Source organism: Sporobacter termitidis DSM 10068 (genome assembly GCF_900130065.1).
GTDB classification, from domain to species: domain Bacteria; phylum Bacillota; class Clostridia; order Oscillospirales; family Oscillospiraceae; genus Sporobacter; species Sporobacter termitidis.
On sequence record NZ_FQXV01000012.1, the window covers coordinates 21,943 to 37,362 of the forward strand.

At 59.8% G+C, this 15,420-nt stretch carries 18 protein-coding genes; 7 read left to right on the top strand and 11 right to left on the bottom strand.

All coding sequences use genetic code 11. The annotated features are described in order from the left end of the window. From BUB60_RS15000 to BUB60_RS15015, 4 genes are read left to right on the top strand one after another with little or no spacing between them, the layout of a single operon-like run. On the top strand, positions 1–918 hold the full coding sequence (locus BUB60_RS15000) for a UbiA family prenyltransferase (RefSeq protein ID WP_073080698.1): 918 nt from the start codon (positions 1–3) through the stop codon (positions 916–918). A gap of 8 nt (positions 919–926) precedes the next feature. Then, the gene (locus BUB60_RS15005; RefSeq protein ID WP_073080700.1) at positions 927–1,334 is read left to right on the top strand and encodes a NusG domain II-containing protein; all 408 of its coding nucleotides are present in this window, start codon (positions 927–929) and stop codon (positions 1,332–1,334) included. Positions 1,335–1,359: 25 nt separating this feature from the next. Beyond that, positions 1,360–1,974, top strand: coding sequence for a Gx transporter family protein (locus BUB60_RS15010; RefSeq protein ID WP_073080702.1), 615 nt, complete (start codon positions 1,360–1,362; stop codon positions 1,972–1,974). After that, complete coding sequence (locus BUB60_RS15015) at positions 1,949–2,944, top strand: hypothetical protein (RefSeq protein ID WP_073080705.1); 996 nt, start codon at positions 1,949–1,951, stop codon at positions 2,942–2,944. The genes BUB60_RS15010 and BUB60_RS15015 overlap by 26 nt, the downstream gene beginning before the upstream one ends. 98 nt (positions 2,945–3,042) lie before the next feature. On the opposite strand, the gene BUB60_RS15020 is transcribed toward BUB60_RS15015, so the two are convergent. Both BUB60_RS15020 and BUB60_RS15025 read right to left on the bottom strand, forming a co-directional pair. Then, positions 3,043–3,306, bottom strand: coding sequence for a helix-turn-helix domain-containing protein (locus tag BUB60_RS15020; RefSeq protein WP_073080707.1), 264 nt, complete (start codon positions 3,304–3,306; stop codon positions 3,043–3,045). Between the two features lie 19 nt (positions 3,307–3,325). Continuing rightward, positions 3,326–3,991, bottom strand: coding sequence for a GOLPH3/VPS74 family protein (locus BUB60_RS15025; RefSeq protein WP_073080946.1), 666 nt, complete (start codon positions 3,989–3,991; stop codon positions 3,326–3,328). A gap of 184 nt (positions 3,992–4,175) precedes the next feature. On the opposite strand from BUB60_RS15025, the gene BUB60_RS15030 reads away from it, so the two are divergent. Next, positions 4,176–4,904 carry an acyl-[acyl-carrier-protein] thioesterase gene (locus BUB60_RS15030; RefSeq protein ID WP_200796643.1) on the top strand — a complete coding sequence of 243 codons (729 nt, stop codon included), beginning with the start codon at positions 4,176–4,178 and terminating at the stop codon, positions 4,902–4,904. Between the two features lie 390 nt (positions 4,905–5,294). Then, entirely contained in the window at positions 5,295–6,569 is a 1,275-nt protein-coding gene (locus tag BUB60_RS15035; RefSeq protein ID WP_073080709.1) for a hypothetical protein, read from the top strand. Positions 6,570–6,670: 101 nt separating this feature from the next. On the opposite strand, the gene BUB60_RS19865 is transcribed toward BUB60_RS15035, so the two are convergent. Continuing rightward, positions 6,671–7,069, bottom strand: coding sequence for a hypothetical protein (locus BUB60_RS19865; protein WP_143162379.1), 399 nt, complete (start codon positions 7,067–7,069; stop codon positions 6,671–6,673). Here BUB60_RS19865 and BUB60_RS15040 point away from each other — a divergent pair. Next, positions 7,068–7,991, top strand: a complete 924-nt coding sequence (locus BUB60_RS15040; protein WP_073080712.1) for a hypothetical protein — start codon at positions 7,068–7,070, stop codon at positions 7,989–7,991. The genes BUB60_RS19865 and BUB60_RS15040 overlap by 2 nt on opposite strands. Before the next feature lie 337 nt (positions 7,992–8,328). Here BUB60_RS15040 and hypE read toward each other — a convergent pair whose 3' ends face one another. The 8 genes from hypE to BUB60_RS15080 form a co-directional block, all read right to left on the bottom strand. Next, positions 8,329–9,318, bottom strand: a complete 990-nt coding sequence (gene hypE / locus BUB60_RS15045; protein ID WP_073080714.1) for a hydrogenase expression/formation protein HypE — start codon at positions 9,316–9,318, stop codon at positions 8,329–8,331. Next, positions 9,315–10,367: a hydrogenase formation protein HypD gene (gene hypD / locus BUB60_RS15050; RefSeq protein WP_073080716.1), complete on the bottom strand. Its 1,053-nt coding sequence runs from the start codon at positions 10,365–10,367 to the stop codon at positions 9,315–9,317. The genes hypE and hypD overlap by 4 nt, the downstream gene beginning before the upstream one ends. Beyond that, positions 10,351–10,557 carry a HypC/HybG/HupF family hydrogenase formation chaperone gene (locus BUB60_RS15055; protein ID WP_242941223.1) on the bottom strand — a complete coding sequence of 69 codons (207 nt, stop codon included), beginning with the start codon at positions 10,555–10,557 and terminating at the stop codon, positions 10,351–10,353. The genes hypD and BUB60_RS15055 overlap by 17 nt, the downstream gene beginning before the upstream one ends. Then, entirely contained in the window at positions 10,550–12,886 is a 2,337-nt protein-coding gene (hypF, locus tag BUB60_RS15060) for a carbamoyltransferase HypF (protein WP_073080721.1), read from the bottom strand. The genes BUB60_RS15055 and hypF overlap by 8 nt, the downstream gene beginning before the upstream one ends. Further along, on the bottom strand, positions 12,859–13,512 hold the full coding sequence (gene hypB / locus BUB60_RS15065; protein ID WP_073080723.1) for a hydrogenase nickel incorporation protein HypB: 654 nt from the start codon (positions 13,510–13,512) through the stop codon (positions 12,859–12,861). Before hypB ends, hypF begins: the two co-directional genes overlap by 28 nt. Beyond that, a complete protein-coding gene (locus BUB60_RS15070; RefSeq protein WP_073080724.1) occupies positions 13,513–13,857 on the bottom strand; it encodes a hydrogenase maturation nickel metallochaperone HypA/HybF in 345 nt (114 codons plus the stop codon). It abuts the gene before it with no gap. Further along, a complete protein-coding gene (locus tag BUB60_RS15075) occupies positions 13,850–14,221 on the bottom strand; it encodes a 4Fe-4S binding protein (RefSeq protein ID WP_084726533.1) in 372 nt (123 codons plus the stop codon). Before BUB60_RS15075 ends, BUB60_RS15070 begins: the two co-directional genes overlap by 8 nt. Positions 14,222–14,337: 116 nt before the next feature. Next, positions 14,338–15,417 carry a hydrogenase large subunit gene (locus tag BUB60_RS15080; protein WP_073080726.1) on the bottom strand — a complete coding sequence of 360 codons (1,080 nt, stop codon included), beginning with the start codon at positions 15,415–15,417 and terminating at the stop codon, positions 14,338–14,340. Between the last annotated feature and the right edge of the window lie 3 nt (positions 15,418–15,420).

Consider the following 15,420-nt stretch of genomic DNA (forward strand, 5'->3'; position numbering starts at 1 on the left):
ATGAAGCGGCGTCTTTTCTGGAGGTTCTGGGAATACACGCAGCTGCCGGCAAAGCTGGCCTGCCTCCTCCCGTTTCTGCTGGCGCTCTTCTACGCCGATTACACGTATCACCAAATATCGCCGGTCCCGACGGTCATCTTCTTTCTGACAATGCTCCCCTTTGAGCTGACCGTCACGGCGCTCAACAATTATATGGACTCCAAGGCGGACGGCGCGGCGCTGCCGTTTCAGAGGCCTGCCGCCAAAAGGATTTTGATCGTCCTCTGGGCCGTCGCCGCCGTCGGGGCCGTGCTCCTGGTCTGGCTGGAAGGCGCCGTCGTCTTCGTCCTGGGCGGGCTGTGCGTCCTCGTCGGCATCATCTATTCCTTCGGGCCTGCGCCGCTGTCGCGCATGCCCCTGGGCGAAATATTCTCGGGCGTTTTTGAAGGCTTTTTTATTCCCTTCCTGGTTGTGTATATCAACGCGCCCGCGCAGAGCCTCCTCTGGGCCGATTTTCAGGCGCCGGTCCTCCGGCTCGGCTTCAACCTTCTGAACCTTTTCGAGCTTGCCGTGCTGGCAGTGCCCGCAATTTTAGGCATCGCGGCCATCATGCTGGCCAACAACATCTGCGATGTGGACAATGACGTCAAGGTCCGGCGGTATACGCTGCCGTACTACATCGGTACAAAAAACGCCATCCGGCTGTACGCGGCCCTTTACGGGCTGGCCTACGCCGCCGTCATTGCCGCCGCGCTGCTGAAAGTCCTGCCGCCTTATGTGCTCCTCACGCTGCCGGGGCTTTTTGTCGTCTTCCGGAACGTCCGCCGGTTCAAGGCCTTTCAGTCCAAAAAAGAGACCTTCCCCCTGAGCATTATGAACCTTCTCGTCATGCTGGTGCCGCTCATACTCGCCGCGGCCGCGGCGGCGGTATTCAGCTAGGTGAATCTATGCAGTCGAATCAAAACAGAAAATTCCTGTCCGGGAAAGATATCATCATCGTCGCCGTCATCCTGGCGGCCGCCGCGGGCTTTTATCTTTTCAACAACATTTTTATGAAAAGCGGCGCCGTGGCCGAAGCCGACATCTATTACGACATGAAGATCGTCAAAACCGTGCGCCTCACGCCCGGTCTCAACGAAACCTTCACCGTGCCCGGCCAGCCGAACGTCACCGTCGAGGTCGTAGACGGAAAGATCCACTTTCTGGAGTCCACCTGCCGGGACAAAATATGTATCAAAGAGGGCTTTTTAAGCCGCCCCGGCGAAACGGCGGCCTGCCTGCCCAACAGGGTGGCCATCAAGATCGTGGATGCCGGCGGCAGCGCATCCGGACTCGCGGACACCTATATCAACTGACACTTCTCTGCCGAAGGAAATCTTTATGAAAAAAGCACGCCGGACAGACACATACAGCCTCACTCTCCTGAGCCTCCTGTTTGCGCTGTCCATTGCCCTGACGGCGGTCGAATACATGATCCCGCCCATTCCCCTGCTGCCCCCCGGCGTCAAGCTTGGGCTGTCGAATATCGTGACGATGTACTGCCTGTTCTTCCTGGGCAAAAAATCGGCCTTTACCATCGTCGTTTTGAAGTCGGGCTTCGTCTTTCTGATCCGGGGCTTCACCTCCTTCGCGCTGAGCCTCTCGGGCGGCGTGCTCTCGGCCCTTGTCATGCTGCTCCTCCTGGCCGCCAGCAACAGGCGCATCTCCTATCTTGTCATCAGCATCGCCGGCGCCATCACGCACAACATCGGCCAGCTCATCGCCGCGTCGTTCCTTCTGGGGACCGGCATGGTCATGGCGTATTTCCCGCTCCTTCTTGTATCAGGCGTCATCATGGGCAACGTGACGGGCGCGCTCCTGCGGCTCGTCATGCCCGCCTTCCACACCATGAATAAAAGCCTGCCTGAAAGCATGAAACGGCAAAACCGTTCAGATAGAAACCACAACATCAACAAGGAGGTCATTAAAAATGAAGAAGAACACAGCAACCCGTAAATTTCTCGCCCTGCTGATCGCTCTCGTCGCCGTCCTCGCGCTCGTCGCCGGCTGCGGCGGCGGTACCACCACCCCGAGCGCTTCGCCGTCGGCATCCCCGTCGGCGTCGCCCAGCGCCGAAACATCCTCCCCCAGCGCGTCCGCGCCCGGGACTCTGGAGACTCTGGATTTTGCGTCAGTGATGACAAAATTTGACCAGGGCCAGGCAAAGAGCGCCAACTGGGACAGAACGAACATCGTCACCGCCGACACGACCACCACGGCCACCATCGAGGCGCCCCACGGCCAGACGACGCCGGTTGTCATGCTCAAGGGCAACAGCGGCAAGCTTGACGCCACCTCCACAACATCCGGCACGCTGACCACCGATCCCACCAAGGATTCCTACTTTGCCAGCGCGGTGCTCCTGAAGGACGGCGCAGTCGCCCAGTACGGCGACGGTATCTTCAAGTTCAAGCTCGCCGTGTCGGCTCCCGCCGACGGCGAATGGAACAGTGCCGTTGTTTTCAGGGATTCTACCCCCTTAAAGCCCCTGTCCGATGATTCCGTGACGAAGGCCCTGGCCATCGCCACCGTCGGCGGCACCATCCAGATCCAGAAAAACTACACCGACGCCAGCGGCAAGGTCGTCAAGCAGGAAGTCGTCAAGGATACCGGCGTCAGCATTAAGGACGGCGACTATCACTTCTTCATCCTCGCTCTGCAGGATGTGGACTCCGGCACCAACGTCAAGCTCTGGATCGACGGCAACGTCGCCTACAGCGGCGTCGTGACCGGCATCACCGGCCCAGGCGCCATCCAGCTGCTGAGCAACTCCACCCCCCTCTACGACGCATCCAACAAGCCCCTCATCCAGAAGGGCCGTGAAGAGGGCACGTTCGAGCCCATCACCGCCTGCGGCGAAAGCTATGTCGGCGGCTATGACGACGGTCCCGCCGTCACCGACATCACCCTTGACGCGGTGAAATAACTCCATAATAATGCAGTCCATCCGCCCTGAGGCGGACTAAAACAAAAAACATCTCATTGCTGAAGGCCTCTTCGGCAATGAGATGTTTTCTTTTTTGTCTATTGGTTCGTCGCGAGGGACTCCTTGATTTGCGCGATGGACAGGCCCTTTTCCTTCAACCGCCGTATCAGCAAAAGGCGTGCGACGGCCTTTGTCCGGTTATACCGGCGCGTCAGATTTTCCTCCTCCTGCACAAAAGGGAGCATGCCCTCCTCGGTATAATACTTTAAGGTACTGTACCGCATTCCCGTCAATCTTACCAGCTCGCCGACCGTTACATATTCGGCGCGCTGTATCGCCTCCATGCTTCTTTGTCTGGACAAAACACCCCGCCTCGATTCTTCAGGCGCCCGCGCTGCCGCCGACGGCGACAAGCACCGCGATCAGGGTGTCAATATAGTCCACTATCGACTTGACAAAGGCGCCGGCTTCACTTTTTTCAATTTCCTTCAGCCGCGCCTTCAGTCTGTCCGCTTCGTATTTGGAAAAATAGTTCATGATAAGGCCGGTTTTTTGGAGCATTGCGCCCAGCACGACCGTTTCGTCGTTTATTGCTCCGCTTTCCAAAAGCTCCGCCCTGACCTTCTCGATAATCTTCAAGACCTCGTCATTTTTGGGGACATATAAGGTTTTGTTATGGAACAGGCCGCCCGCTTCCACGGAAACATAACCCCCCTCCGTCAAGGGGCGGGCAAGCGCCTGAACAAATTCACCCAGAAGTTTGCCCGAACCAAAGATATATTTTGACGCGACATCCGTGACGCTCATGACCTTACCGGTTTTAATTGTCCTATAAAGCGGCTCCAGATGAAGCCCGTCCTGCCCCAGGTCTTTTTCAACGGTGATCTTCTTTTTCTCATCGATGGCAATGACCCGCAGATACAGCAGCTCCAAAAGCCCGCCCGCCACGAGGCAAGCGTTTACCTCCGTTGATTTAAAAGCGGGCACCGCCCCTTTCGGGCTCAAAGCGCACAGCAGGTATTCCTGTGTAAAAGACAAATCCTTCATGTCAATCATTCCTTTCGCCTGACAGCCATCGCTTTTTACTTACTACTTATCACTTACTACTTACAACATAACCCATAAGTATCCCAATGTCAATAGCTTTGGCGGAGGCCGCGTCACGAATTGACAACGCCCGGCAGACTACTATAATGGTAATAAAAACCACGGACAAAAGAGAGGGATCGATTTGTACGCAACACACGGGCGCGTCGGCGCCAGCGGGACGGGCATGGACGGCCTTTTAAAGCTCAGCGCGGCCCTGGATATGATCCAGGACTGCTCCCTGCACTGGATGGAATCGGAGCCTGTCTTCAGGGACTTTCTGACCGCGCACAACGCGGCGATGCTCCTCGTCTCCCGGCAGGTGGACGCGGTGCGATGGCCGGTCTACGGAGAGCGCGTTACCGCCGAGACGCGCGTATACGAGTGCCGGAGCTTCTTCGGCTATCGGAACACGGTGCTTTACGGCGAGGACGGCGGCCGCTGCGTTCTGACCTGGAGCGCCGGGGCGTTCGTGGACAGGGACTCCGGCAAAATGGTGCGCGTGCCGCCCGAGGTGCTGGACAGCGTCGTCCTGGACGAGAAAATCGACATGGAGTATCTGGACAAGAAAATCGCGCTGCCGGACATCGCGTGGCGCCTGCTGGAGGCCGTCCCCGTCCGGCGGGGCGATATTGATTTCAACCGGCATATGAATAATGCCAGATACGCGGAGGCCGCGCTGGAGCTCCTGCCGGAGGATATGGCGCCCGACCGGCTGCGCATCGAATACAAAGCGCCGGCCAGGCCCGGCGCCCTCCTGTATCCCCGGACCGGCGAAGCGCCCGACGGCAGGCGTTACGTTCTCCTGTCCGACGCGGCCGGCCACCCTTACGCCGTGATGGAATTTTCCAAGCGGCCGGGAAAAAAGACTTAACAGTTTCGTAAAACAATCTTACAGGATTTGTAATAACTATTTGAGAATCCTTACAATAAGCGGATATTTCTTTTGTCACGTCAGACGAAAAACGCCCCCAAATTTGACTTGGGGGGTCCCGGCTGGTATAATTGAATTAAAATACGGTATATCGGTCAGCCGGCGGACGCCGTTTTCAGGATTCAGCTTCTTGGGTGGTGGGCCATCACGTGGTCTGCCGCCCATTACTCATATGGAGCCGATTCCAAAGCCGAAGCCGAGAGGGAGATGATGACCAGGGCAAACGCCAAGATAAAGATGGAACGGCACCTCCCTGCAGCGACAAGAGCGTCCGGCCGCCAGAGCGCGCCCGGATGACAATTGATTCTCTGTTGGAAAGGAGTGTACACCATGGAGAAAAATACGGTTAATGTAGGAATAGGATTTGCCACAGGGAGAAAAAGCTTCAGGCAGGTCGCGCGGACATACGCGGAAAACTGGTATGAATCCGGCCTGGCCGACAACAAGAAAATCAGCCTGAATCTTTTTGTCGCCTATGACTTGAACTATAAGAACACGCGGCCCAACGACTTTACATGCCTCGACGCCAGAATCACGGATATGTTGGATTATCCTTTCTTCATCGGCGACGCGCTGATGAAAAAGGAGGCGGCAACCCTCGTCTCCACAGGCGTGATTAACAGGTACGAGGCAGAGCTCCTGTTTGGCGACGGTTATGCGAAAAAGCGCAACGCCATTATGTATTTCGCCATCAAGAATCATATGGACTACCTTCTGTTCATTGACGACGACGAATACCCGCTCGCGTCCATAAAAACGCCGGGAGGCATTGTCTGGAAGGGCCAGCACGTGCTGGAAACGCATCTGAGATGCATTAAAAACGCCGATATCACCCATGGTTATCACTGTGGTTATGTTTCTCCCATCCCTCAGCTTCATTTCAACGATACGCTGACGGAATCGGATTTCAAGCTGTTTATCGAGACGATCAGCAACGACATTATTAACTGGGATTCCCTCCGGGAAAAAATGCGGGACGGCGGCGTGACCTACGCCAACGAGGCTGTGCTGAACAGCAAAGAGCCCACAGAGGTGATGGAGGAAGGCGGGGCAAAATTTATTTCCGGTTCCAATCTTTTGATCAGGCTGGACACCGATAAGGACATTTACCCGTTTTTCAACCCGCCCGGCGCCAGAGGAGAGGACACGTTTTTAGGCACCTGTCTCTCCGATCTCAAGGTTCTTAAAGTGCCGTCCTATACTTTTCACGACGGCTTTCTGTCCTATCCGCACCTGCTGTACGGCACGCTTCCCAACAAGCTGAAGCCGGTTTTCCACGGCGACGGCGAGGTCGACGAGCGGTTTTACAAGGCCTGTGTCGGCTGGGTCCGATACAAGCCCCTGCTCCTGTACATCACGAACCGCGCCGATTACGCGCGCAATATCGCCGTGATGAAAAAAAGTCTCGCCGGTGTCCTGCCAAAGCTCTGCAAATATTTCGGCAGGAACGAGTTCAGCAGCCTTCTGTCCGAGCTCGACCGGTATTCCGCCGACGTGGAAGCCCACTATAAGATGTTTGAAATGACAAAGGCCGCATGGACGAAGGTCCTGGACTACCGCCGCAGCCAGCCTGACGGCTGTTACCGCGACGTCCGGGCAGACTGAACGAGACTGGTCCAAACGACGCATCGGAAATCCGATGCGTCGCTTTAGACTGTCGATAAAGCCCTTTGGGCTTTATCGACAAGAGGCTGTATGCAGCGCGCTCAGCCGCGCGCTGCATGAGAAGAGTCACGCAGGAGGCGCATGTCCTCCTGCGTGACAAATCTTCGATTTATTTGCCGCCCCGGCGGCAAACTCTGCGAGGCTTTGTCCTCTGTTTGCAGGTTTTTTGACAAGCCCAAGCGACGCAGCGGAAATCCGATGCGTCGCTTTTTGTTTTGTATACCGCAGTAGCAAATGGAATTCGATACGGATTTATCCAACATTTGGTCTCTATATTGTACATATATCGACACGCTTTTTGTGCAAATAAACAAATTTGCAGAGGATGCGCCGTCGTATTCGTCATTTTCCGCTTTCAGCGCAAGAAAATGCCGATAAATATAACAGACATATCCTGTCTGTCTTTGAGACACGTCGATAACGCGCAGGGAGATGGCCATGGAACAGAGCACGGTACAGACAAACACAACACAACAGAATACGGCGGTACAACAGCCGGCTCCAATCGACGGGCAGGCGGCTGCCGTCGCGGCTGCCGTCCCCATGGATTTACCCGTTTATACGGAGGACCCGGGGCCGCAGCCCGGCAGCGGCATCCCCGGCGAATTTGAGTTCCACTCCGGCCACAGGATTACGGAGCTGTCGGAGAACGTCTTCGTTTTCGGTATTATCATATCGCTGATCATCGGTTTCATCATCTGGAGCAGGCGGGCCGACCTGACGGGTTTCCTGGAAGGCATCGCGGCGACCGTGGCCGGCTATTTTCTGTCCAAAGTGCTGAGGGTCTGTTTAAACGGATACGCGCAGCTGATCAACAATGCCGCCGAGCAGACGAGAATCCTCAAGCGGATGGAGCAGGAACGCGCCGCCCAGCTTTTGAAGGAAGCGCAGGCCGAAATGGCTCAGGCCGCCGCCGCGGCGGCCCAGGAGCAGGTTGCCCAGGAGAGCACGGCCAGCGTCGAGACAACCGAGGTCTTCGAGGCGCCGGACGCATCCGACGCACCCGGCACACCCGAGGAGGACAACGGCGAAGACGCCCCCGCCGAGGACAACGAGGAGCTCAACAAAAAAGCCGCGATCGCGCTTGTGGAGGAGTCCCTTTCGGATACGGTCAAGGCCAAGGTCTTTGACGCCTATAATCCCGGTTCGCGCCGCCGCAACCCATTCGCGCCGACCCAGGAGGCGGTGGAAACGGACCGGCATAACAGGATCGCCGTTTTTTCCGCGCGCTACGGCGGCGAGGTCAAATGCCCCATCTGCAACAGGCGCCAGAGCTCCAACGACAACGTCTGCCAGCTCTGCGGCTGCCGCTTCATCTTCGTCGACAACACCAAGAAAGGCCGAAAGGCCAGCCGCCAGTAACACGGCGGCAGAATATCAACATAAGCAAGAGGCTGTACATGCTGTACAGCCTCTTAGACTGTCGACAAATTTATCGACAAGGGGGGTAGCATGCAGCGCGCTCAGCCGCGCGCTGCATGAGAAGAGTCACGCAGGAGGCGCATGTCCTCCTGCGTGACAAGTTATGAATTTATTTGCCGCTCCGGCGGCAAACTCTGCGAGGCTTTCCTCTGTAGTTTTCGACAAGCCGGTAAGAGGCTGTACGCATATGCGTAGGGCGCGGCTTCCCAAACGCGCCTCTCCTGCCGGCGCGGCAGTCACATGAGTGGGAATGATGGTGTACATCAAGCCGGCAGTATCAGCAGATCCTCGGCAGCCCCTCGCCCAGGAGCGGGGTGACAACGCGGGTGCCGCCGGCGCGGGTGGTGATGACGACCTCCGGCCTGTCCGTATCGCGCACCGTGCCGACGCGTATGGCGTCCGCGCCGTATTTAGAGCCCCGTATGAGCGCCAGCGCGCGCTCGGCGTCCTTTTCCGGGAGGAGGAGCGCCAGCCTCCCCTCGTTGCCCATGGTGAGCGGATCGAGCCCCAGGATATCGCAGAAGCCCCGTACCTGTTCGTCGGCGTATTCCGCCCCGCCGTCGAGCGTGATGCGCACCTTCGACGCCGCCGCGATCTCATTCAGCACGGTGGCCAGCCCCCCGCGGGTGATGTCGCGCAGCGTATGGATGTCGAGCCCGCTCTCCAAAAGGCGCAGTACCATCTCCCCCAGTGGCGCGCAGTCGCTCTCGATGGTGTTCTCTATGCCCATGCGGCGGGACAGGAGGCATGCCTGATGGTTTCCCAGGTGCCCGCTGATAATAACAGCGTCGCCGGGCCGCGCCGCGCCGGCGCTGATATCGCCCCGCGCCTCCACCATGCCGATGCCGGAGGTGTTCACATACATGCCGGCTTTCCCCTCCACGACCTTTGTGTCGCCCGCCACGATCAAAACCCCGGCCTCCCGCGCGGCGTTGTGCATGGAAATGACCACGCGCTCCAGATCATCGGTGTCGAGCCCCTCCTCCAGGATGAAGCCGGCGGACAGATACTTCGGCCGCGCCCCCCGCATTAAAAGGTCGTTGACCGTCCCGCAGACGGCCAGCTTGCCGATGTCGCCGCCGGGGAAAAACAGCGGTGTCACCACGAAGGAGTCCGTCGTAAAGGCGATCCTGGTCGAGGGCAGATCGAGGACAGCCGCGTCTTCCATGCGGTCTAAAATCTCGTTGGTGAAATATACCCCGAAAATAGCGCCGATCAGGTCGCCGGTCTGCTTCCCGCCGCCGCCGTGGGCCGATGTGATTTTCATAGCCTCTCCCTGTTTCTGTAATAAATGCCGCAGGCGCCCTCCGCGGAGACCATGCACGGCCCCACCGGGTCCAGCGGCGTGCACCGCGTCCCGAAAAACGGGCAGTCCGTAGGCGCCGAAGCGCCGATGATGACGCTGCCGCACAGGCAGCCGGGCGGCTCGGAGATATCCGAGTCGGCGTCCCAGTCCCCGGCGCTGTATTCCGCAAACGCCGGCCGCAGGACGTAGCCGGAGCCTTCAATAACGCCGAGGCCCCGCCAGGCGGTGTCTGCTTTTACAAAATATTTGTCGATCAGCGTCAGCGCGGCCGTGTTCCCGGAAGGGGTCACCACGTTGGGGTAGAGGTTGTGCACCGCCGCCGACCCCGCCCGGCACTGGTTCACAAGGTCCCACAGCGCGGCGGCGAGATGCTCATACTCAAAGCCGGCCACGGCCACCGGCACCCCGAAATCGCCGGATATTTCCCGGTAGGCGTCCGCGCCGATGATGGCGCTCACATGGCCGGGGCCGATAAAGCCGTCGATAGCATGGCCGCCGGCGCAGATCCAGCGGAGCGCCGGCAATATGGCCTTGACGGCCGTCAGAAACCGGACGTTTTTGATATTCCTCCGGCACATCTCCTCCAGCATCAGCGCGTAAATCGGGAGCGTCGTTTCAAAGCCGACGGCCGTCATGTAAAAGGTCAGATCCGGCGCCTTTTCGGCAAGGTCCAGGACCTCCATCGGGGAATAGACGATCCGGACCCGGCCCCCCTGGGCCCGCGCCTCGGCAAGCGACCCCGCCGTCCCCGGCACGCGCATCATGTCCCCAAAGGTGCACAGGACGTTGTTGTCCTCCCGGGACAGGCGGCACGCCGCGCCGATATATCCGCCCGGCGTCACGCAGACGGGGCAGCCCGGCCCGGAGATGAGCCGGATGGTCTCCGGCAGCACGTCCCGGAGCCCGCTGCGGAAGATGCTGTCGGTATGCGTCCCGCAGACCTCCATAAAGCGCAGCGGCGGGCCGGAATATTCCCGGATCGCCCGCAGGCAGTCAGCGGCGCTCTTCATCGATGACCTCATTTAAAAGGCCGAACAGCTCTTCAAGCTCCTCTTTTTCCTTCTTTTGCAGGATCGAGATGGCGCAGCCGGCGTGGATAAGCACGTCGTCGCCCACCTTGGCCCCCACGAGCCCCAGCTCCACCGGCAGGATGTTCCCGCTGATTTCAACCTTGCCCTGATGACCTGAACGCTCAATCAATTTGCCGGATACCGCCACGCACATGTGCCGTTCCCTCCCCGTTTGAATTCATGATCCGATGGCCGGCCGCGTATGCCTGGCCCAGCGCGATGCCGCCGTCGTTCGGCGGCACCTTTTCGTTGAGGAACACTTCAAATCCCTCCGATGCCAAAAGCGGCCCGGTTTTTTCCAGCAAGACGCGGTTTTGAAAAACGCCGCCGCTGAGACATACCTTTGTAATCCCGTGCTCTTCCCTGAGCCTCGTGCACATATCGGCGATCAGCCCGGCGATCGTCAGATGGAACCGGAGCGCCAGAAGTCCGGTCTCCGCGCCCGTGTCTCTTTCCGCGACGATCGCGCGCAGGCACGGCGCGAGGTCTGCGATAAAAGCCCCGCCGCCCCGCCGTATCCCGTACGGCAGCGGCCCGGCGTCCTCCTCGGGGGAAAGCCGATACGCGGCCGCCGCGTTTTCCAGCTCTATGGCGCCCTGGCCCTCGTAGGTGGATTCCCCGCAGATGCCCAGCATGGCGCTCACCGCGTCGAAAACCCGTCCCATGCTGGACGAGCGGATGGTGTTGATATTATTGCCCAGGGCGGCCCGGACCAGCTTCTCCCGCTCCGAGCACGGCGCGTGCCCGATACCCGCGTCCGCCATATAGCAGGCGGCTGTCTTCCAGTTGTGTTTCACCGAATCGTCCGAACCCAGGAGCTTCACCGCTTTCAGGTGGCCGGCTCTTTTAAAGCCGCCGGGGGATGCGATCAGAAACTCGCCGCCCCACACCGTGCCGTCCGTCCCGTAACCGGTGCCGTCAAACGCCACGCCGATGACAGGCTCGCGGATATCGTGCTCGGCCATGACGGAGGCAATATGCGCGAAGTGGTGCTGCACCTCGATCACCGGCAGGCCGGTTTCACGGGCGTATCGCGCGGCGGCGTAATCCGGATGCATATCGCAGACGGCGTACGCCGGCTTGAGATGGAAAAGCGCCGCCATGTCCCGGACCGTCTCGCGGTAAAAATCCATAGCCTCCACGCTGTCCAGGTCGCCCATTTCGGTCGTCGGGTAGCACAGCGGCCCCGCCGTCATGAGCGCGGCACTCTTCTGCTGCGCCCCGCAGGCCAGCAGCGGCGGGCAGCCCTGCAGCGCGGCAATCTCGACGGGCAGCGGCACATAGCCCCTGGCGCGCCGAAGGAGCTGGATTTTACCGTTCACCACGGTGGCCACCGAATCGTCCAGCCGCCGGAGGATGCGCCTGTTGTGGGTCAAAACCCCGTCTAGCAGCGCATTCCGCTTAAAAAAAGCCCGCATCTCGCCGTCGTCCTTGATGATCGGCAGGGACGAGACGTTGGCGCTCGTCATCACAAGGGGCCCCGTTTCGCGCAGCAGCAGGTACTGCAGCGGCGTGTACGGCAGGAACGCGCCGAGAAACCGGCTCGCCCCGCAGACACTCTCCGCGAAATCGCCGCGCGCCCGGTTTAACAAAACGATCGGCCGCGCCGGCGACAGTAAAAGCTCTTTTTCCGCGTCACTCACCCGGCAGCAGGACAAAATATCCTCCGGTGCCGGGAACATGACGGCAAAGGGCTTATCCTCGCGCCCCTTGAGCTCCCGCAGCTTGCCGACGGCCCCGCCGTCGTACGGGCTGCAGGCGAAATGGTACCCGCCGATGCCCTTGACGGCCACGATGCCGCCGCTTTTCAGCGCCGCAACAGCGCGGGCGACGGCGTCAGCTTCCACAGGCGCTTCGCCGCGCCCCTCGTAGCGCAGCACCGGCCCGCAGCCGTTGCAGCAGACCGTCTGGGCATGGCAGCGCCTGTCGGCGGGGTCATGGTACTGGCTGCGGCAGAGGGGACACATGTCGAAGTCGCTCATCACCGTCGTCTCCCTGTCGTAAGGGAGCGCGTCTATGATCGTAAACCGCGGCCCGCAGGCCACACAGCTGATAAACGGATTAAGATAACGAGGATCGCCCGGCGTCGTCATTTCACGCAGGCAATCCTCACACACGGCGATATCGGGCGATATCATTGCTCTTGAGAAATCGGACCGGCCGCTGCCGGCAATGACGAACCCGCCCTCCTCCGGCTGAGACGGCGCCGACAATTCCTTCTCGATGCTGTCGATGCGCGCGCCGGCGGGCGGCTTCTCGGCGAGCTCATCCAAAAAGCGGCGGACGGCCTTTTCCGGCCCCAGCGCCCGGATCACCACATGGCCGCTTTCGTTTTTCACAAAGCCCGTGAGCCCGTGCCGATTGGCCAGCCGGGCCACAAACGGGCGGAAGCCGACGCCCTGGACGACGCCTCTGATTTCGATATCGGCCGTTATCCGGCCATTTTGGCTATGAGCCATGTGACGACCTCATCAAACCCCTCGCCCGTTTTCGACGAGACCTTAAAAATGGGCGCCGCCGGATTCAAGGCGCGGACACCCTTTTCAAAATAGTCCAGGTCGAAATCGACGTAGGGCAGCAAATCCGTTTTGTTCAGTAGAACCGCCGCCGCCTTCTCAAAGGCCAGCGGGTATTTGTAGGGCTTGTCGGCCCCCTCCGTAACGGAGGAGACGAGCAGCTTCATGTCCTCGCCGATGTTGAACTCGGCCGGGCAGACCAGGTTGCCGATGTTTTCGATAAAAAGGACGCCCTTCTCCTTTGGGGCCAGCGCCTTCACCGTATTGTCGATCAGCACCGCGTCCAGATGGCAGGCCCCGCCCGTGTTGATCTGGACGCTGTCGATCCCCAGGGACCGCAGCTTCGCCGTATCGATATCGGACTGGATATCGCCCTCGACCACATAGGCCTTGACGCCCTCAAGCCCCTCGATGAGCTTGATGAGGCTGGACGTTTTGCCGATGCCGGGAGCCCCCATCACGTTGACGGCGTAGATGCCGCGGCCTTTCAGGTAGGCGCTGATCTCATCCGAGATTTTGTCGTTCTCGGAATAGATATTCTCCATGACTTCCACTGTTTTTGTGCTCATTCAAATCTCCAGTTCGACGCTTTCGATGTAAAACTCCCTGCCGGTCTCCGTGGGCTCCCCCAGCGCGCCGCAGTCGGGACAGCTGAACGAAAATCTCGGCCGTATGAACTTCCTGCCGCAGGCCGGGCAGCGCATTTCCGGCTTCACGCTTGTGATCAAAAGCTCGGCGCCCTCCGCGGGCGTCCCCTCGGCGATAACGTCGAAATACATCTGCACCGACTCGGCGATGATGCCCGACGTCTCCCCGACGACAAGGCGGACAGCCAGCACCCGCCGCGCCTTCTGCTCCTCCGCTTCCCGCACGGCGATATCGACGATCCGTTTCGTCAGGGGATACTCATGCATCCGGCTTCTCTTCCGCCTGAGGCTGCGGCTGCTGGACGAAGCGGTCCGTCGATTTTTTGGTGGCCGGCGGGGCGTAGTTGTTTTTCATGTCCAGGCATTTCTTCGGGCACGCGCCCACGCAGGCGCCGCAGGCGATGCATTTGAACCGGTCGATCTCCCAGCTCTTCCCGTCCCGGGAAACGGCGATGGCGCCCGTGGGGCATTTTTTTGAGCAGATGCCGCAGAAGATGCACTCCTGTATCCTGTTTTCGATCGAGCCCCGCGTCGCCGCGTAGGGTTCCCGCTTTTTGACCGGGTACATGGCCGTCGCCGGCTTTGAAAACAGGCTCCTGAGCATGACCTTTGATGCGTTCATAAATGACATATGAGTCCCTCCGCTTTTTCGGGGATGTTCGGGTCAGCGGGCGATCACAGATCGCCGCTACGGGGTATTTGCATTAACGGCGTAGGGGCGAACTGTGTCCGCCTGCCGTCGTATTTCTATCTCTCTGTGCAGCTGATGCAGGGGTCGATCGTCAATATCAGCACCGGCACATCGGCCAGGTCGCTGCCCTTGAGCACCTGGATGAGGGGCGGGAGGTTGGCGAAGGTGGGCGTGCGCACGCGCATCCTGTCCAGCATCTTTGTGCCGTTGGCCTTGACGTAATAGACCACCTCGCCCCGGGGCTGCTCCAGCCGCGCCATGAACTCCCCGTCGGGATTGCCCTTGACGGGCACGTCGATGGGGCCCGCCGGCAGTCTGCCCACGGCCTGACGGATCAGGTCCATGGACTGGAATATCTCGCGGATGCGGACCTGGCAGCGGGCCATGCAGTCCCCGTCCTTTTCAACGATCGGCTCGAAATCAAGCTGCCCGTAGGCGGCGTATCCCGTGGTACGCAGGTCGTAGGCGACGCCGCTGGCCCGGAGCATCGGCCCCACCGCGCCCAGCTTCCGCGCTTCCTCCTCGGACAGGGCGCCGACGCCGCTCATTCTGGAGCGGACCGTCCTGTTGTCCAGGAAAATGCTCGTGATCTCCCGGAACTCCGGCTCGAGCTCCTTTAAGATGTCCAGTATCTTGTTGGCCATGAGCGCGTCCACATCGCTCTTGACGCCGCCGATCTTCACGTGGGAGAAGATGACCCGCCCCCCGGTGATCTCCTCCATCAGGTCCAGTATCTTTTCCCTGAGGCGCCAGGTGTGCATGAACAGGCTTTCAAACCCGAAGGCGTCGGCGCAAAGGCCCAGCCACAGGGTGTGGCTGTGGATGCGGGAAAACTCCCCGCCGATGACGCGCAGGAAATTCGCCCGCGCCGGCACCTCCAGGCCCATGATGTTCTCCACGGCCTGGCAGTAGCCCATGCCGTGGATATAGCTGCAAATGCCGCAGATGCGCTCGGCCACGAAGGTGTATTCCTGAAAGTCCTTTTTCTCCACCAGCTTTTCAAGCCCCCTGTGGATAAAGCCGATGGAGGGGATCACGTCGGCGACCTTTTCGTCCTGCAAAACGAGGCTCAGATGGATCGGCTCCGGCAGCACGGGATGCTGCGGCCCAAAGGGCATGATCATTTTTTCCGACATCTC

Bases quoted from the DNA above. Each gene is read 5' to 3' on its own strand.
- BUB60_RS15000 (WP_073080698.1), top strand. From the start codon at position 1: ATGAAGCGGCGTCTTTTCTGGAGGTTCTGGGAATACACGCAGCTGCCG.
- BUB60_RS15005 (WP_073080700.1), top strand. From the start codon at position 927: ATGCAGTCGAATCAAAACAGAAAATTCCTGTCCGGGAAAGATATCATC.
- BUB60_RS15010 (WP_073080702.1), top strand. From the start codon at position 1,360: ATGAAAAAAGCACGCCGGACAGACACATACAGCCTCACTCTCCTGAGC.
- BUB60_RS15015 (WP_073080705.1), top strand. From the start codon at position 1,949: ATGAAGAAGAACACAGCAACCCGTAAATTTCTCGCCCTGCTGATCGCT.
- BUB60_RS15025 (WP_073080946.1), bottom strand. From the start codon at position 3,991: ATGAAGGATTTGTCTTTTACACAGGAATACCTGCTGTGCGCTTTGAGC.
- BUB60_RS15035 (WP_073080709.1), top strand. From the start codon at position 5,295: ATGGAGAAAAATACGGTTAATGTAGGAATAGGATTTGCCACAGGGAGA.
- BUB60_RS15040 (WP_073080712.1), top strand. From the start codon at position 7,068: ATGGAACAGAGCACGGTACAGACAAACACAACACAACAGAATACGGCG.
- BUB60_RS19865 (WP_143162379.1), bottom strand. From the start codon at position 7,069: ATGGCCATCTCCCTGCGCGTTATCGACGTGTCTCAAAGACAGACAGGA.
- hypE (WP_073080714.1), bottom strand. From the start codon at position 9,318: ATGAAAATCACATCGGCCCACGGCGGCGGCGGGAAGCAGACCGGCGAC.
- hypD (WP_073080716.1), bottom strand. From the start codon at position 10,367: ATGAAGAGCGCCGCTGACTGCCTGCGGGCGATCCGGGAATATTCCGGC.
- hypF (WP_073080721.1), bottom strand. From the start codon at position 12,886: ATGGCTCATAGCCAAAATGGCCGGATAACGGCCGATATCGAAATCAGA.
- hypB (WP_073080723.1), bottom strand. From the start codon at position 13,512: ATGAGCACAAAAACAGTGGAAGTCATGGAGAATATCTATTCCGAGAAC.
- BUB60_RS15070 (WP_073080724.1), bottom strand. From the start codon at position 13,857: ATGCATGAGTATCCCCTGACGAAACGGATCGTCGATATCGCCGTGCGG.
- BUB60_RS15075 (WP_084726533.1), bottom strand. From the start codon at position 14,221: ATGTCATTTATGAACGCATCAAAGGTCATGCTCAGGAGCCTGTTTTCA.
- BUB60_RS15080 (WP_073080726.1), bottom strand. From the start codon at position 15,417: ATGTCGGAAAAAATGATCATGCCCTTTGGGCCGCAGCATCCCGTGCTG.